The 15,976-nt window shown below is 44.9% G+C and carries 10 protein-coding genes; all 10 read right to left on the minus strand.

Annotated elements, in window-relative coordinates:
* Window positions 1-40: 40 nt before the first annotated feature.
* Window positions 41-544, minus strand: a complete 504-nt coding sequence (locus tag AAEO50_RS09160; RefSeq protein ID WP_341982740.1) for a L,D-transpeptidase — start codon at window positions 542-544, stop codon at window positions 41-43.
* A 27-nt stretch (window positions 545-571) separates the two neighbouring features.
* Window positions 572-1,558, minus strand: a complete 987-nt coding sequence (locus AAEO50_RS09165) for an aromatic acid exporter family protein (protein WP_341982742.1) — start codon at window positions 1,556-1,558, stop codon at window positions 572-574.
* A gap of 106 nt (window positions 1,559-1,664) precedes the next feature.
* On the minus strand, window positions 1,665-2,102 hold the full coding sequence (locus tag AAEO50_RS09170) for a BrxA/BrxB family bacilliredoxin (RefSeq protein WP_341982744.1): 438 nt from the start codon (window positions 2,100-2,102) through the stop codon (window positions 1,665-1,667).
* 334 nt (window positions 2,103-2,436) lie between these two features.
* The gene (gene meaB, locus AAEO50_RS09175) at window positions 2,437-3,468 is read right to left on the minus strand and encodes a methylmalonyl Co-A mutase-associated GTPase MeaB (protein ID WP_341982746.1); all 1,032 of its coding nucleotides are present in this window, start codon (window positions 3,466-3,468) and stop codon (window positions 2,437-2,439) included.
* Window positions 3,468-5,600 (minus strand): methylmalonyl-CoA mutase, encoded by a 2,133-nt coding sequence (gene scpA, locus AAEO50_RS09180; protein ID WP_341982790.1) that lies wholly within the window; start codon window positions 5,598-5,600, stop codon window positions 3,468-3,470. Before scpA ends, meaB begins: the two co-directional genes overlap by 1 nt.
* Before the next feature lie 16 nt (window positions 5,601-5,616).
* Window positions 5,617-7,416 (minus strand): methylmalonyl-CoA mutase family protein, encoded by a 1,800-nt coding sequence (locus AAEO50_RS09185; protein ID WP_341982748.1) that lies wholly within the window; start codon window positions 7,414-7,416, stop codon window positions 5,617-5,619.
* Between the two features lie 240 nt (window positions 7,417-7,656).
* Window positions 7,657-12,015, minus strand: coding sequence for a S8 family serine peptidase (locus AAEO50_RS09190; RefSeq protein ID WP_341982750.1), 4,359 nt, complete (start codon window positions 12,013-12,015; stop codon window positions 7,657-7,659).
* A gap of 552 nt (window positions 12,016-12,567) precedes the next feature.
* The gene (locus AAEO50_RS09195; RefSeq protein WP_341982752.1) at window positions 12,568-13,899 is read right to left on the minus strand and encodes a dihydrolipoamide acetyltransferase family protein; all 1,332 of its coding nucleotides are present in this window, start codon (window positions 13,897-13,899) and stop codon (window positions 12,568-12,570) included.
* 42 nt (window positions 13,900-13,941) lie between these two features.
* Complete coding sequence (locus AAEO50_RS09200) at window positions 13,942-14,925, minus strand: alpha-ketoacid dehydrogenase subunit beta (RefSeq protein ID WP_341982754.1); 984 nt, start codon at window positions 14,923-14,925, stop codon at window positions 13,942-13,944.
* Between the two features lie 13 nt (window positions 14,926-14,938).
* Window positions 14,939-15,937: a thiamine pyrophosphate-dependent dehydrogenase E1 component subunit alpha gene (locus AAEO50_RS09205; RefSeq protein WP_341982756.1), complete on the minus strand. Its 999-nt coding sequence runs from the start codon at window positions 15,935-15,937 to the stop codon at window positions 14,939-14,941.
* Window positions 15,938-15,976: the final 39 nt, after the last annotated feature.

Here is a 15,976-nt window from a genome sequence, read left to right on the forward strand (position 1 = left end):
AGGATTTGCCCGTCAACATCGTCGACGGGCAAATCCTTTTTTACTTCAGTGCACCATATTCCTTCCCTAATTCCTGAAATGATTTTGACGTTTTCACCACTAAAACTTTCGTACCGAGGGGCACCCGGTCATAAATAAATTCAACATTTTTATTCAGCATCCTGATACATCCGTTTGAGATATATTTTCCGATGCTTGATGGCTGATTGGTGCCGTGGATGCCGTAAATCCTTCCATCCGTACCTTCAGCATCGAATCCGATCCATCTTGTCCCCAACGGATTCCTGGGGTCTCCGCCGGGAATGTTCTTCTTGCGATAATATGGATCCTTCGCTTTCACGGTTACGGTGAAAAGGCCTTCTGGAGTTAAATCGGTTGTTTTGCCGGTGGCTGCGCCGTATGTGCCGACAATCTCCCCTTCGTTGATAAAGGCAAGCTGATTGGTTTCTTTATTTATGATGAGAAACGGGTCCCCGGGCAAGGGGTTTTTTCCCAGCGGCCAGATCGGAGACGCCATAAGCATAATGGCGAGAAGTATGCGCATTGCTCGTATCACCCTCTATATTCAATCTTAGGTGTAGTGTACTTCTCTTTTGCTTTTCTCATTCTTTTGAATGCCTTTAAAGGAGCTTTTTATCAACAGATATTGTTCCATCTCCTGCACAAACTGATAAAGGGCTGCACGAACTTCGAATTCTTCCCGCGTTTTAGGCAGATCCATTTGTTCAAATTCCACTTTCAAGTCATACAGTTTCTTCAGATAAAAAAGGGCGGTATTGCCCGGATGTATATGCAGACTCAATTCTTCCAGGAACTGAGCTATTTTCTTGCCGGGTTCGACATTTATTGAAATAGAGGCAGCGATTGGGAGAATACGCTGAAGAATCTCAAACTGCTTCTCCCTCATTTTGAAATAAAGATAATATAAATCTGCATGTCGGAGAAAATGATTTTCAACATCTTTGAAAGCAAGTGTTTTTGCTTCTTTTAACAATTTTTCTGTTTCTGTGATTTCTTTTCCATCCCAGTCACTCTGATTCGTTTTAAGATGATTGATCAGTTCACAGAAAATCTTATAAAAGTTCTCTTCGATTTTTTCCTGATATTCTGCCAGCTTATTTTCGACACTTGGCATATATAGGTTCATGATCAGTGCGATGCCGATACCGATCACTATGATCCCCATCTCATTCCTGAAAAGTCCCAATGTTACATTCCCCGCGGAATACACATGGAGGATGATGACAGAACTCGTAACGATTCCTTCTTTTATCCGCAGTGATACCGTTACAGGGATAAAGACGAGAAGCAAAAGACCGATAACAATAGGGTGGTACGCAATAAATTCAAAGAATGCTGCAGAGAATAACATCCCGATTACACAGGCAATGAAGCGGCTGGAGGATGCCTGGACGGATTTTTTCTTAGTGTTCTGGATGCAAAGGATGGTCAAGATCCCGGCTGACACGAAATTATCAAGCTGAAACAGTTGGGCGATACTGATTGCCAGGGCGGTCCCGATACCCGTTTTTAGTGTTCGATATCCAATTCGGAACATGCTTCTTTCTCCTAACAGTTAAAATGATTCTTTAAGGATACCATATAGGACCTTTAACAAAAAAGACCTGTCAGAAAATGCACTGACAGGTTTTTTCGTCTACTTATTATACTTCTTCACAATATTCGTCAAAGTAGGATTGCAGTTTGTTCACGACTGACATTGGATCATGACCTTCGATTTCATGTCTTTCAACCATTGTCAAAAGCTTTCCATCTTTTAATAGTGCGAAAGATGGTGAGGAAGGCGGGTAGCCTGTAAAGTAACTGCGGGCTTTAGCGGTTGCTTCTTTGTCCTGGCCGGCAAATACCGTAACCAATTGATCCGGTCTCTTATCGTAATGAATGGAATGAGCCGCTGCAGGACGGGCGATGCCCCCGGCACATCCGCATACTGAGTTGATCATGACAAGTGTAGTACCCGGCTTAGAGAAAGCTTGGTCTACTTCTTCTTCTGTTGTTAATTGTGAATAACCAGATGTCTCCATTTCCTGACGGGCCTGGCGGACGATATCGTTCATAAATAAATTGAAATCCATATCCATTCTGGGACTCTCCTTTTCACTGCTCTATGTTCTTTATCATTCTTCACTGTTAACGAAGTTTGATTTCCACCATCATACAAGTTTGGGGCTTTATTTTCAATTGAAAATGATTGATTCCTATACAATCCTCATATAAATTTAATACTATTGATCGCCGCTTTTGATTTCCGTGCAAGACTTCGCTTTCCGCGGGTGACCCGTGAGCCTCCTCGGCTTCGCCTGCGGGGTCTCACATTAGTCACTTCTCCCGCAGGAGTCTTCGTCTTGCACTCCAATCAAAAGCTGGAACGAATTTATTCACAACAATTAATTCACCTGAATAAATAAAATCCTATCATGACTGCTTGTAAAGATGAAGCAGTTCTTCGATCGCCTTGGAAGTGGTAAGGTCGCCGCTTTTCACCTTTTCTTCCATTTGCGGAACGGCAGGTTTTATTCTTTCATCTAGGAAGAAATCTGATAGGATGCGATCTTTCAACATCGTGTAGAACCATTCTTTCTTTTGCCGGTCCCTTCTCTCCTGAAAACTGCCGGTTTCCTTGGTGGTTTTCTCAAATTCCTTTATGACATCCCATAATTCCTTCAAGCCGCTTTTTTCAATGGCTGAGCATGTATATGCCTTTGAACTCCATCCTTTTGTTGCAGGTACGAGAAAGTGGAGGATTTGGTTGAGTTCCCGTTTTGTTTTATCGGCAAGGCGTTTATTATCACCGTCCGCTTTATTGACGACCATCGCATCGGCTAGTTCCATGATCCCCTTCTTCATTCCTTGCAGCTCATCTCCCGCTCCGGTGATGGCGAGTAATAGGAAGAAGTCCACCATTTGTCTGACCATGACCTCACTTTGACCGACACCGACCGTTTCAATGATGATGATGTCGTAACCGGCAGCTTCGCACAAAAGCAATGTTTCATTCGTTTTCCGGTGAACACCTCCAAGCGTCCCCGCTGTAGGTGACGGCCTGACAAATGCTTTTGGGTTTTTGGACAGCTGTTCCATTCTTGTCTTATCACCTAAGATACTGCCCCCGGATAAGGAGGAGCTTGGATCTATGGCAAGGACGGCCACTGAATGTCCTTGATTGCACAGCATTTCTCCAAATGCTTCGATAAACGTGCTTTTCCCGGCACCCGGGACTCCCGTGATTCCGATCCGCAGGCTGTTCCCAGTATGGGGCATCACTTCCCCTAGAAGTTCCTGCCCCCATTCATAATGATGAGCTGCATTGCTCTCTATCAAGGTGATGGCTTTTGCCAGGGAGCTGCGATTTCCATTAAGAATCCCTTCTTTTAATGTTCCGATTGAAATTGGGTCCTTTTTTTTCTTCACAAATCTCCGCTTTTTTTCCGGGTGTTGTGCGTCCATTATTCGGTCACTTCCTCATAACCGAGTACTTCGTAGATTTCCTTGATTACTTTTTGAGCAGCAACCGGAATGATCGTCCCGGGACCAAACACAGCTGACGCCCCGTTATTCAAGAGGAACTCATAGTCCTTCGCCGGAATGACTCCCCCTACTACAATGAGTATGTCTTCTCTTTTCAGTTTCTTGAGCTCTGCCGACAACTGGGGCAAGAGGGTTTTATGGCCGGCTGCGAGTGAACTGAAGCCTATGACGTGAACATCATTTTCCACCGCCTGCAGAGCCGTTTCTTCCGGCGTTTGAAACAGAGGTCCGATATCGACATCAAATCCAAGGTCGGCAAATGCCGTACTGATGACTTTTGCACCTCTGTCGTGTCCATCCTGACCCATTTTCGCAATCAGGATCCGTGGTCTTCTTCCTTCATTCTCCAAGAACTCTTCCGTCATCTCCTGTACGACTGCAATTTCCTGTTCGTTAGAAAAATTTGAACTGTACACTCCGCTGATACTCCTTATCGTCGCTTTATGTCTGCCTGATACTTTTTCGACCGCATCGGAGATCTCACCAAGCGTGGCTCTTGCCCTTGCAGCTTCAACCGCTTTTTCGAGGAGGTTTCCTTCCCCGGTTTCCGCTGCCGCCGTCAGTGCCTCCAGTGCTTTTGCAACTTCCTCTTCATTTCTTTCCGCTTTCAGTTTTTGGATTCTTTCGATTTGTTTCTGACGTACTGCTGTATTGTCGATGTCAAGTGTCTCTATATCGTCCTCTTTATCCAATCGATATTTATTTACGCCGATGATTGACTCCTTGCCTGAATCAATCATCGCCTGCCTTCTCGCAGCCGCTTCTTCGATCCTCATCTTTGGAAGCCCTGTCTCGATTGCTTTTGTCATTCCGCCGAGCTCTTCAATTTCTTGAATATGCTCCCAGGCTTTTTCCATCAGTTGTTTCGTCAGGGACTCGACATAATGGGAACCTGCCCATGGGTCAATGACCTTTGTGATCTGGGTCTCTTCCTGAAGATAAAGCTGCGTGTTTCTCGCAATACGTGCTGAAAAATCCGTCGGCAGGGCGATGGCCTCATCAAGTGCGTTTGTATGCAGTGACTGGGTATGCCCCATCGCCGCTGCGTGAGCTTCAATAAGCGTACGGGTCACGTTGTTGAAAGGATCCTGTTCTGTCAGGCTCCAGCCTGAAGTTTGAGAATGTGTGCGCAATGCCATTGACTTTACATTTTCAGGGTGGAAGGACTTCATCATTTGAGCCCAGATCCTTCTTGCAGCCCGCATCTTGGCTACTTCCATAAAGTAATTCATTCCAATCGCCCAGAAAAATGACAGCCTCGGAGCGAAAGAATCGATATCAATACCTGCTTTTAATCCTGTTCTCACATATTCGAGACCGTCTGCAAGTGTATAGGCAAGTTCGATATCCGCAGGCGCGCCCGCTTCCTGCATATGATATCCCGAGATACTGATGCTGTTGAATTTGGGCATTTTTTCGGATGTATACTCAAAGATATCCGCGATGATCTTCATCGAAGTTTCAGGGGGATAAATATACGTATTCCTTACCATGTATTCTTTTAAAATATCGTTCTGGATGGTTCCTGAAAGCTGTTCTTGTGCAACCCCTTGCTCCTCGGCAGTCACAATATAGAAAGCGAGAATAGGAAGAACTGCACCGTTCATTGTCATTGATACTGACATTTGGTCAAGGGGAATACCGTCGAATAATATTTTCATATCAAGGATAGAGTCAATTGCTACCCCGGCTTTCCCTACGTCTCCTACCACCCTCGGATGATCCGAGTCATATCCTCTATGCGTGGCCAGATCAAAGGCTACCGAGAGACCTTTTTGGCCCATGCTCAAGTTTCTGCGGTAGAAGGCATTGCTTTCTTCCGCTGTCGAAAACCCTGCATATTGGCGGACCGTCCATGGCCTGTTCACGTACATCGTAGGATATGGACCTCTCGTATAAGGTGCAATGCCGGGCAGGTCATCACGATGGGGGATGTCTTTTGTATCTTCCTCAGTATAGAGGGATTTGATTGTCAGTTTTTCATTTGTTTCATAGGTGGATCCGGAAGCAATAACACTCCCGTCCACTTTTGCTTCTGAGTACGGGTTCATTTCCTGCCAGTCTGGCTTAATCATTCCTATTCTCCTCCTCCCACATTGTGATCAGGCTATTCAGCTTATCCAGCATATTTTGTTTATGATAGATACAGCCATTCAAACCAAGCTGTTTCCATTCGCTCATTTTCATTTCACTCACTTTACCTGCAATATCCATTTTTATTTGCGAATGATAATTGGAGGCTGTTTCCAAAATCAGAGGCAGCCATTCATCATATTCTTCATCTTTGCCGCACACAACATAATAAGGATAGTTTGTCTCTTCAATAAAATGAAGAATATCTTCTTTCGTGGAGCATCCAGGACTCAGATGAGACAGTATTCCTCCAGTGGATAAAAATCCACTTACATAGTCTGCACGCGGCTTGTGACTCTTCAGTTCACCTAATCCAATAATACCTGCAGCCGGCTTTCTGCCTGACATCGCAAGTTTCTCAGTTCTTCTTCTCAGCCTTTCAAATGGAAGGGAAAGTCTGTCCTCATCCCCCACTTCCACACCTGAAAGTGAATCTTCAGGATTTGCATAGATATTGGTACCGATCATGGATTGTGTACGGGTGGATAAATCAGCCAGTCTCTCTTCACAAACCTTCCGCACACTCTCCTGGATTTTTCCCGCTTTCAATGAAGCAGCGATTCCGCCATCACGGTCAATGCGCTGAAATTCCTGCCAGGCTAATCTGCCTGCTTCTTCGGTAAGCCATTCCAAGAAGTAGGATCCTCCCGCGGGATCGACTACTTTGTTTAAATGGGCTTCTTCCCCAAGTATCAACTGTATATTGCGCGCTATCCTCTCAGAGAACATACCGGTTTCACCTTTTACAGTATCAAACGGATGGACCATCAAGTAATCCACACCGGCAAGTACGGCCGAAAACGCCTCTCCGCCCGACCGGAGCAAATTCACATGCTGATCCAGGCCGGATTTATTAAAATGTGATGTTTCTGCACTTACACTTATACATCCATCACACGTTTCTTTGCTGATCCCATAAGAAGCCAGCATATCCTTCCATAATTTCTTGAAGGCTCTGATCTTGGCAGCTTCCATGAAGAAATGACTCCCGACTGAAAAATGAACATGGACCTTTTTGGCAATTTGTTCAGGTGACCAGCCCTTTTCTTGCAGTCTTTCAAAATACCAGACTCCGGTACTTAAGGCATAGGTCAAGTCTTGAACTGCATTTGAACCTGCGTTATGATAAGGCGACGTATTGATGACAATGGTTTTAATGTCAGGGAGATTGCCGGCTGCTGCCGTTACCTTATCCGCCCATTCTGCAAGATTGTATTCCCCATCGGCAAAACCGGTTTCTGACAGTGGATCAAAACCGATGACTCCTTTAAGCTTTTTAAGAGATACATTCTCCTCCGCCATATCTGAGAGTCGATCGACTAACGCTGTATTGTTCTTTTCGATGTTAAAAAGCGGAAGGGACCCGCCTGCAAACCCGTTGATAAAGGAGTCAAATCCTTGATCTAATTCTAAAGATCCCATAGAAAATGCCAAACAGTTCTGTCCCCGTGAGACTGCTCCAAGGAGGGCTTGGGACAAGTCCTGCCATGTCTTCCTTGTAAGTTTCTGTGCGATTTTCCACTCATTAATCATGGAAATTTTTCCATCCGCACCGGGTATATAAGCTTCCACGCGGTTGATAGCAGGAAGGTCTTCTTCTGTATAAAGCGGTTTAAGATTGATCCCCTCATATGTTTTAGTATGTAATGTTTCTATGCCTCTCCCTTTCAAGGCTTTTTCAGCTGCTTCCTGCCATTCCTGCAGGCTGGGAGGATTGAATGTTTGATTTTTCATGTCACTAAGATTCATAATACCCCTCTTTCGAATTCATTTTGAAATCGTTTACAAAATAACGTGTTCCCATCCCTTTTATACTCGTTTTTCTTTGCATCTTTTTGATGAAAATTCGAAATTTTTATTCTAATACTATTTTAGTATATAAAAAAAAGACTGTTTCTTCAATCATCACACAGAGCTTTATTCAAGGCGATAAAAAGAAGAGCTGACGCTGTCAGCTCTCCCCTCTCATTTAAATTACTTTTTCGTGTTAAGAAACAGCTTTCCTTCTGCCCTTTTCGTTGTGACATTGCCAAATTCGTCTGCAATTTTCACTTCGATCACGGCTCCAGAAGCCTTTACATTATCGGTTGCTGTATAGTAGCCCACATAATGTCCTTCTGAAGTTTCCATCATCGGCAGCTCATTTGCGTTTGTAAGCTGCGCCCCTGCATTCGTTAGAGGCATTAGTATAGTGAATGTTGCATCCAGGTCAACTTCACTATCAAACTCAATTTTCACTGATTGACCTTTTTTGAGATATTTATCTTCTGCAGGAAGGAGATTATTGATTTCAATATCCCCATATTTTGCAAAGACTGTTACGCTTTGCTCTGTTTCATTACCTGCTTTGTCCCTAGCGACCACTGTAATGATGTTTTCTCCCTGATCCAGCAGCATTCTGTGACTGAAGCTTCCATCTTCCACAAATGCTTCCTGACCGTTCACCTTGATTGATTCAAGATTTTCCTCCGTAAAGTTCCCTTCCACAGTAATGACTTCACGATTAGTCTTCAGATCATCTTCAGGTGAAGTGATCTCTAATTCAGGGTTCACCTGATCAAGAGTAACCGTTACAGCTTCAGACGCAGCAGTCATACCTTGCTCAGTAGCTGCTTTAGCAGTAAGAGTATTCACTCCGTCGTTCAATGCCACTTCTGCAGAGAAACTGCCGTCATCTTGAGTCTCAGCAGCAGCTACTTCCTCTTCCCCATTGTAAACATGGACCGTTGTTGTAGGAGCAGAGGTTCCTTCCACAGTGATTGATTCTTCGTTTGTGAATGATTCATTTTCAGGTGTAGTAATGACCGGTGCTGTCACTTCATAATTGACCGTTGCACGGATCATATAGTTACCTTCATCCTCTGGAGATGGGGACCATGCACCGCCAACAAGCTGCCAGCTGCGCGCAGCATATTCGCCGTCTTCATCTGTACCCAATCCCGGTGCGTTAGGATTTGGAGCTGATTGGATGTAGACCATATAGAAATCGCCATCAACCAAAATTCCATGTTCACTTAAATCAACATGCGTCCATTCGCCAGTTCTCAGCGCAGTTGCATCAAATGGACCTGCAAGTTTCTTACCAGGTGCCCCGTCTGTGCCTGAAGCATCATAGATTGCCACTTGGAAGTCTGTTCCGCCCGGCACCGGCCATTCAGTATCCCAGAAACGGAATAGTCCGCCAGTTACCATTGCTGAATCATTTCCTTCTTCAAGTGACATCTTCACGGCCCATCCATTACCTGCATCATAAAATGCTCGTGCGTTTTCTGCCGTTCCATCATCATACCCGATTTCACCAGGATATCCGATGAATGGTTCCAATGAAACATCGGCAGTTACAGCTCCCCCGCCTTCAATCGTCACACTCACTTCCTGGCTGTAGTAGTAAGGGGCAACGATTTTAAGCGTATACTCACCTTCATAAGCTTCAAGTTCGTATTCACCATCAGCATTGGTTTCAACCGGCGTCACAACGGCATCTTCCATTAAGAAGACCGTCGCTCCTTCAACCGCTTCACCTGTAGCTTCATTCGTCACGACACCTGACACGTTTCCACGAGGAATCTCCTCCAACGTGAAGTTGGCTGTAGATGTCCCGTCCGCTTCCAATGTGACATTTTGGGTCTGGGATCTGAAGCCGTATGTTGAAGCTTGAAGTGTGAATTCTCCCGCTGCGTGTGTCATTTGATATGAACCGTCTGCAGGGTTCGTGTAAGCAGAGCGTCCTGTCTCAAGCATTGTCACCTCAGCCTGCAGCGGTAATAATACCGGCGCTGGGGCAGTACCATCCGCAGATGCTTCTATCTTGGCAGGCTTCACCATTTCGATCTTATTAGGGTTCACACTAGGTTTCTTGGAAACCGATGAAGAGCTGTCACTCTTTGATTTCAGTCCCAACTGAGCCTTACCAGCCGGCATAATGGATTCTGCACTCAGTTTAACATCATCCAGATACCAGCCTTGTTTGACAACACTTCCATCAGTTGTCACATTGAATGCTACGTAGATACGCTGGCCTGCATATGCGCTTAAGTCAACCTCGCCATCCACCCAGCCGTCCGTCACATTGTTTACGCGAAGAGCCTGTGTCCAGCTCTCTCCATCCGTAGAGACAAATACATGCCCATAATCGTAATTGCGTTCTAGTTCATGCCACTGCTTGAACTGCAGGTAGCTGTTTCCTTCCGGCAGATCGATCGGAGGCATCTGCAGGGACATATTTGCTCGATTATCGTAGGTTCCATCCAGATTAGTAGCGTACACTTTCTCTCCGGAAACTGCGCTCTCTGGACCTGTTGCCGGAACTCCCCACTCCCAGCTGTTCGCTTCTCCATAAGAAGTCCAGCCTGCAGGAGATGTTTCAAAATCCTGTTCATACCCTACTGTGATTCCAGGCAGTAAAGGAACCGTGTAGGTATCACTTTCAATTTCATTACCGCCGAAATCCAACGCACTCCACTTGTAATTCACGCTGTCGCCAGTCAAATCTTCACCAGGAATGACAGCTTTGTAGGATCCTTCTTTGTAGTCGCCGGATGTTCTTGAAGCCTCAACAGAAACCCACTCACCATCCGCTTTCTGATAGTTCAATGATACACTTGTTACACTGACATTATCGCTTACATCCGCTTGAAGGGGTAAATCCATTTCTTTAAATGCTTCTCCAGGAGCGTCATGTGAAATCGCAGGGGCTTCAGTATCATCCCCTTCTTTCGATACATTACCTTCAATCTTTCCGATGCCGCTCATGACGGATGATACTGCATCAAATGCATTCACCAGTCCTGCCCCATAACCGTTATTCGGGGACTCAGGGAAGGTACCATCAGTCAATGGAATTGCAGTCGACATTAATATTTCTTCAATATCGTCTACAGTCAAGTCTGAATTAACCTGCTTTAATAGAGCCGCAACTGCTGAAACGTGTGGACCGGCCATTGATGTACCATTCCAGCCGCCTTCATAATTGCTTCCCGGTACGGAAGAACGGATGTTCACGCCCGGTGCTGAAATTTCAGGTTTCACTTCATCATATGGAGAAGGTCCTTGTAAAGAGAAGCCTGCAAGATTATTACTGCTATCAGTCGCTCCTGTCGCAAACGATTCAGGGTAGTTGGCAGGAGTTGCAACTGATCCTGGTCCTCCAGGATTGAATAGCGTAGTGTTTCCTGCAGAGAATTCAGGGAAGATCTCAGCAGCTCTCCATGCAGAAACCATTTCGCGGTACCATTCATCCAAGCCTGGTCCGCCGCCCCATGAGTTATTGACAACATCCGGTGCCATTTCAGGATGCGGATTCCCTTCTGCATCAGTCGGTGCAAGAATCCATTGTCCCGCTTCCAGTAAATCAACATCAGTTCCTCCATTGGCCGTGAATGCTTTAACCGCGATCCACTTGGCTCCCGGGGCTACACCGATCTGGTTATTTCCATCTGGTTCAGAACCTACCATGGTACCGGTAACATGGGTGCCATGCCCCCGATCATCATAAGGTGTGCCCTGACCTGCTGTTGCGTCAAACCAGTTGAATTCATTGTCCGGAGTGTCAGGGTTTTGAGGATCGAACCCTCTGTATTTTTCCTTCAATGCCGGGTGATTCCATTGAACACCGGTATCGATGGAGGCTACAACTGTACCTGCTCCGTCGATTCCCATATCCCATACCGTCGGGGCACCGATCTGCTCGATGTTCCACTCGATGGAGGCAGGTTTATTGTCCGCCTTTTCAGCCTTCTTTACCTCCAGCGCGGCTTGAGAACCTTCTGCTTTGACCGGCTGGATGAGCTGGCGTGTTTCATTCGGTAAAATTTTCGCCACTTCAGGGAAGTTGGCGATCTTCTCCATAACTTCCTTCGTACTTGTAACAGCCATCCCATTTACGACGTAAAAGTCTTTTACATTTTTAACGGCACCGCTCTTTTTCTCTTTGTTTAAGTATTTTTTCACTTCTGCTTGAGTTTCAAGTGCAGTGGCACGCAGCTCTGAAACAACCATATTACGCTTCAGCAGCTTCTTACTGTTTGCTGTAAGCTTCTGTTTCTCGGCTTTTTCAGCCGCTTTTTTCGCTACGCCCTTAGTGTCGACCTGCTCCTTGAACTTCACTAAGTATGTGACGTGCTCGTTTTTCTTGAATTGCTCCTGCAGTTTTGAGGTAATCTTCGATTGTGGACTTACCTTTGCAGTATCATTTACTGATGTAGAAGCTTTACCTTTTGCTGCACTTTGCATTGAAGTACTTGCTGCGTTTGAATTGAATGGAAACATTAGTGGAATGAACATTACTAGGGTCAATACCATTGAAAACCACTTTCTTTTACTTCTTCCCCTCATTGAATTCCCTCCCAAATTTAATTGATGTTTCCTTTCAAGATTCACCTCCGCATTCAGAATCACCTGGTAAAATGTAGGTGTTACACCAAAGATAACCAAATACAATTGTAAAATGTTGTAACTTTTTGTCATTATTGATCTGAATTTTCAGAAAATGAACGAATGGTCTGATTCCTCCATTTTCATTCAAGGATAAAAGTCCCGTGAATTCTATAATTCCAGTAATATTTTCTGGTTTGAGGTGAAAAAACAGGGGTAAATAGGAGGGATTTAAATTGTGCATGAAATCCTGATTTTCAAAATAAGAAGAAAGGGACAGACAGCTTTAATCAATGATTCCCTGCACCGATAAAGAACTATACAGAAAAAGGTATGACCAGTCCGGAATATTCTTCTGGGAATATTCCGGCTATCCATCCCGGTATTTTAATGTGATCAGTACTCAAGATAAGATAAAGTAACCACTCTGCATCAATAAGAAAAGGACTAACCACTCAGGTTAGTCCTTTCTTTGAAACCGGATTCCTCCATTTACAGGATGGAGTCCGATTATTAATATACAGAAGTATTTTCTTTAGAAGTATTCTCCAAGATCTCTTTGATTCGCTGGAGGAATCTTCCGCAAACCAGGCCATCAAGCACACGGTGATCAAGTGACATGCATAGATTCACCATATCGCGTACGGCAATCATGCCATTATTCATGACCACTGGACGTTTGACGATTGATTCAACCTGAAGGATTGCAGCCTGCGGATAGTTGATAATACCCATTGATTGGACAGAGCCGAAAGACCCGGTGTTGTTCACTGTAAAGGTTCCGCCCTGCATATCTTCTGACTTCAGCTTGCCGCTTCGGACTTTTCCAGCCAGATCCGTTATTTCGCGAGCAATGCCTTTGATTGTTTTTTCATCTGCATTTTTGATAACTGGAACGAATAAGGCATCATCTGTCGCAACAGCGATTGAGATATTAACATCTTTCTTCTGGATGATTTTATCGCCTGCCCACATAGAGTTGATTTGCGGGAATTCTTTAAGGGCTTGTGATACAGCTTTTACGAAGAAAGCAAAGAATGTCAAGTTAAAGCCCTCACGTTGTTTGAACTCGGTCTTTAGGGAATTCCTGTATTCCACAAGGTTTGTAACATCCACTTCCATCATCGTCCAAGCGTGAGGAGCTTCGTGCTTACTTCTTACCATGTTGGAAGCAATCGCTTTACGTACGCCTGTAACCGGGATTTCGATATCTCCAGGCATGACAGGGACATTCGATGCTGGTGCAGCCTGTTTGGCAGATGCCGCGGGCTGTGCTTGTTCCTTGACAGGTGCCTGCGATGAATTCGCAGGTGCTGCTTCAGCTTGTGCAGGTGCATCACCCGCTTTGGGAATATTCCCTGATTCGATGATTTTCTTAAGATCCTTCCTCGTGATGCGGCCGCCGTTACCGGTACCTTCAACCTGATTCAAGTCGATGTCGTGTTCTTGAGAAAGCTTTAATACAGCCGGTGAATATCTTGCTTTATTTCCAGCTTCTTTCTTCGATGGCTGAGATGGTTTCGCAGGTGACTGTGAAGGTTTTTCACCTTCAGTTTCCTTTTTCTCTTCTTTAGGTGCTTCCTCAGAAGGAGCAGACCCGGCTCCTTCCACTTCGATTGAACAGATAATTTCGCCGACTTCCAATGTGTCACCTTCTTCAGCGATCAATTCTTTAATCGTACCTGTAAAAGAAGATGGAACTTCAGCATTTACTTTATCCGTCTGCACTTCTGCAATCGGATCGTATTTATTTACAGTATCACCGGGCGATACCAGCCATTTACTAATCGTACCTTCTGTTACACTTTCCCCTAACTGCGGCATCTTCATATTTTCCATACCCATGAGGAACCCTCCTAACGTTTTGCATTCAGTGTATTTGTTGGATTAAAATTCTGCCAGCTCACGCATAGCCTTTTCTACTTTATCAGGGTTGATCATAAAGTATTTTTCCATTGTAGGTGCATAAGGCATTGCAGGAACATCCGGTCCGGCAAGACGCTTGATCGGTGCATCCAGCTCAAATAGGCAATTTTCCGCTATGATTGCAGATACCTCTCCCATGATGCTGCCTTCTTTATTATCTTCTGTGACCAGAAGGACTTTACCTGTTTTAGAAGCAGCTTCAATGATTGCTTCCTTATCAAGTGGATAAATCGTTCGTAAATCAAGAATATGGGCTTCAATTCCATCCTGGGCAAGCTTTTCTGCTGCTTGAAGAGCGAAATGGACCGATAACCCGTAAGTGATGACAGTGATGTCTTCGCCCTCACGCTTTACATCTGCTTTCCCGATTGGAAGCGTGTAATCGTCATCAGGCACTTCCCCTTTGATTAAGCGGTATGCACGCTTATGCTCAAAGAATAATACCGGATCTTCATCGCGAATCGCTGCTTTCAATAAACCTTTTACATCATACGGAGTTGAAGGCATGACAATTTTCAATCCAGGCTGATTAGCAAACACAGCCTCAACGGATTGGGAGTGATATAATGCTCCATGGACTCCGCCTCCATAAGGTGCACGAATGACCATCGGACAGCTCCAGTCATTATTCGAACGATAACGGATACGGGACGCTTCAGAGATGATCTGGTTAACAGCAGGCATGATGAAGTCTGCAAATTGCATTTCAGCGATTGGTCTCATGCCGTACATCGCAGCACCGATCCCAACCCCTGCGATTGCAGATTCAGCCAGTGGAGTATCGATGACCCGATCTTCCCCGAATTGATCATACAATCCGTGAGTCGCTTTGAATACCCCGCCTTTTTTTCCGACATCTTCACCAAGTACGAATACTTTTTCATCTCGTTCCATTTCTTCTCTAATTGCCATTGTTACGGCATCAATGTATGAAATTACTGGCATTGTCTATTCCCCCTTACTTCTCTTCTGCGTACACATACTTCATTGCTGATTCAGGATCAGCATATGGAGCGTTTTCTGCATAGTCTGTAGCTTCATTCACTTGCTTCATCACACGATCGTTGATTTCTTTTTCAAGCTCATCATTCATTACGCCTGTTTCTTTCAAGTAAGCGCCGAATGTAATGATCGGATCATTCGTTTTCGCTTTAGCCACTTCATCCGGTGAACGATAGCTTCTGTCATCGTCGTCTGAAGAGTGAGGAGTCAGACGGTATGAAACGGTTTCGACCAGAGTAGGACCTTCGCCGCGGCGGCCGCGGTCTGCCGCTTCTTTAACTGCTTTATATACCTCAAGAGGATCATTTCCATCAACCGTAAATCCAGGCATTCCGTATCCAATTGCACGGTCTGATACATTTTCACATGCCAATTGTTTTTCAATCGGAACAGAAATCGCGTATTTATTATTTTCACACATAAAGATAACCGGAAGCTTATGTACACCAGCGAAGTTTGCTCCTTCATGGAAGTCACCCTGGTTTGAAGACCCTTCTCCGAATGTCACGAACGTGACAAGATCTTTCTTTTCCATTTTCCCTGCAAGCGCAACGCCGACTGCATGCGGAACCTGAGTTGTCACAGGTGAGGAACCGGTCACGATATTATTTTTCTTTTGGCCGAAGTGACCAGGCATCTGACGACCGCCCGAGTTCGGATCTTCTGCTTTGGCAAAGCCTGAAAGCATCAATTCCTTAGCTGTCATACCGAAAGTCAATACAACACCCATGTCGCGGTAATACGGCAGGACAAAATCCTTTTCTCTGTCCAATGCAAATGCTGCCCCTACCTGCGCAGCTTCCTGACCTTGACAGGAAATAACGAAAGGAATTTTCCCGGAACGGTTTAACAACCACATACGCTCATCAATTTTTCTTGCAAGTAGCATGGTTTCATATATTTCTAATACTTTTTCATTAGAGAGACCTAATTCTTCATGACGATTCTCTGCCATTTTTTTTTACCTCCTGCGGGTTAAAGTCTTTATATGAGG

It is taken from the genome of Rossellomorea oryzaecorticis (assembly GCF_038405515.1).
Lineage (GTDB): Bacteria > Bacillota > Bacilli > Bacillales > Bacillaceae_B > Rossellomorea > Rossellomorea oryzaecorticis_A.

Excerpts from the sequence above, each read along its gene's own strand:
- AAEO50_RS09205 (WP_341982756.1), bottom strand. The coding sequence starts at position 15,937 with ATGGCAGAGAATCGTCATGAAGAATTAGGTCTCTCTAATGAAAAAGTA.
- AAEO50_RS09165 (WP_341982742.1), bottom strand. The coding sequence starts at position 1,558 with ATGTTCCGAATTGGATATCGAACACTAAAAACGGGTATCGGGACCGCC.
- meaB (WP_341982746.1), bottom strand. The coding sequence starts at position 3,468 with ATGGACGCACAACACCCGGAAAAAAAGCGGAGATTTGTGAAGAAAAAA.
- AAEO50_RS09200 (WP_341982754.1), bottom strand. The coding sequence starts at position 14,925 with ATGCCAGTAATTTCATACATTGATGCCGTAACAATGGCAATTAGAGAA.
- AAEO50_RS09170 (WP_341982744.1), bottom strand. The coding sequence starts at position 2,102 with ATGGATATGGATTTCAATTTATTTATGAACGATATCGTCCGCCAGGCC.
- AAEO50_RS09185 (WP_341982748.1), bottom strand. The coding sequence starts at position 7,416 with ATGAAAAATCAAACATTCAATCCTCCCAGCCTGCAGGAATGGCAGGAA.
- AAEO50_RS09160 (WP_341982740.1), bottom strand. The coding sequence starts at position 544 with ATGCGCATACTTCTCGCCATTATGCTTATGGCGTCTCCGATCTGGCCG.
- AAEO50_RS09190 (WP_341982750.1), bottom strand. The coding sequence starts at position 12,015 with ATGAGGGGAAGAAGTAAAAGAAAGTGGTTTTCAATGGTATTGACCCTA.
- AAEO50_RS09195 (WP_341982752.1), bottom strand. The coding sequence starts at position 13,899 with ATGGGTATGGAAAATATGAAGATGCCGCAGTTAGGGGAAAGTGTAACA.
- scpA (WP_341982790.1), bottom strand. The coding sequence starts at position 5,600 with ATGAACCCGTACTCAGAAGCAAAAGTGGACGGGAGTGTTATTGCTTCC.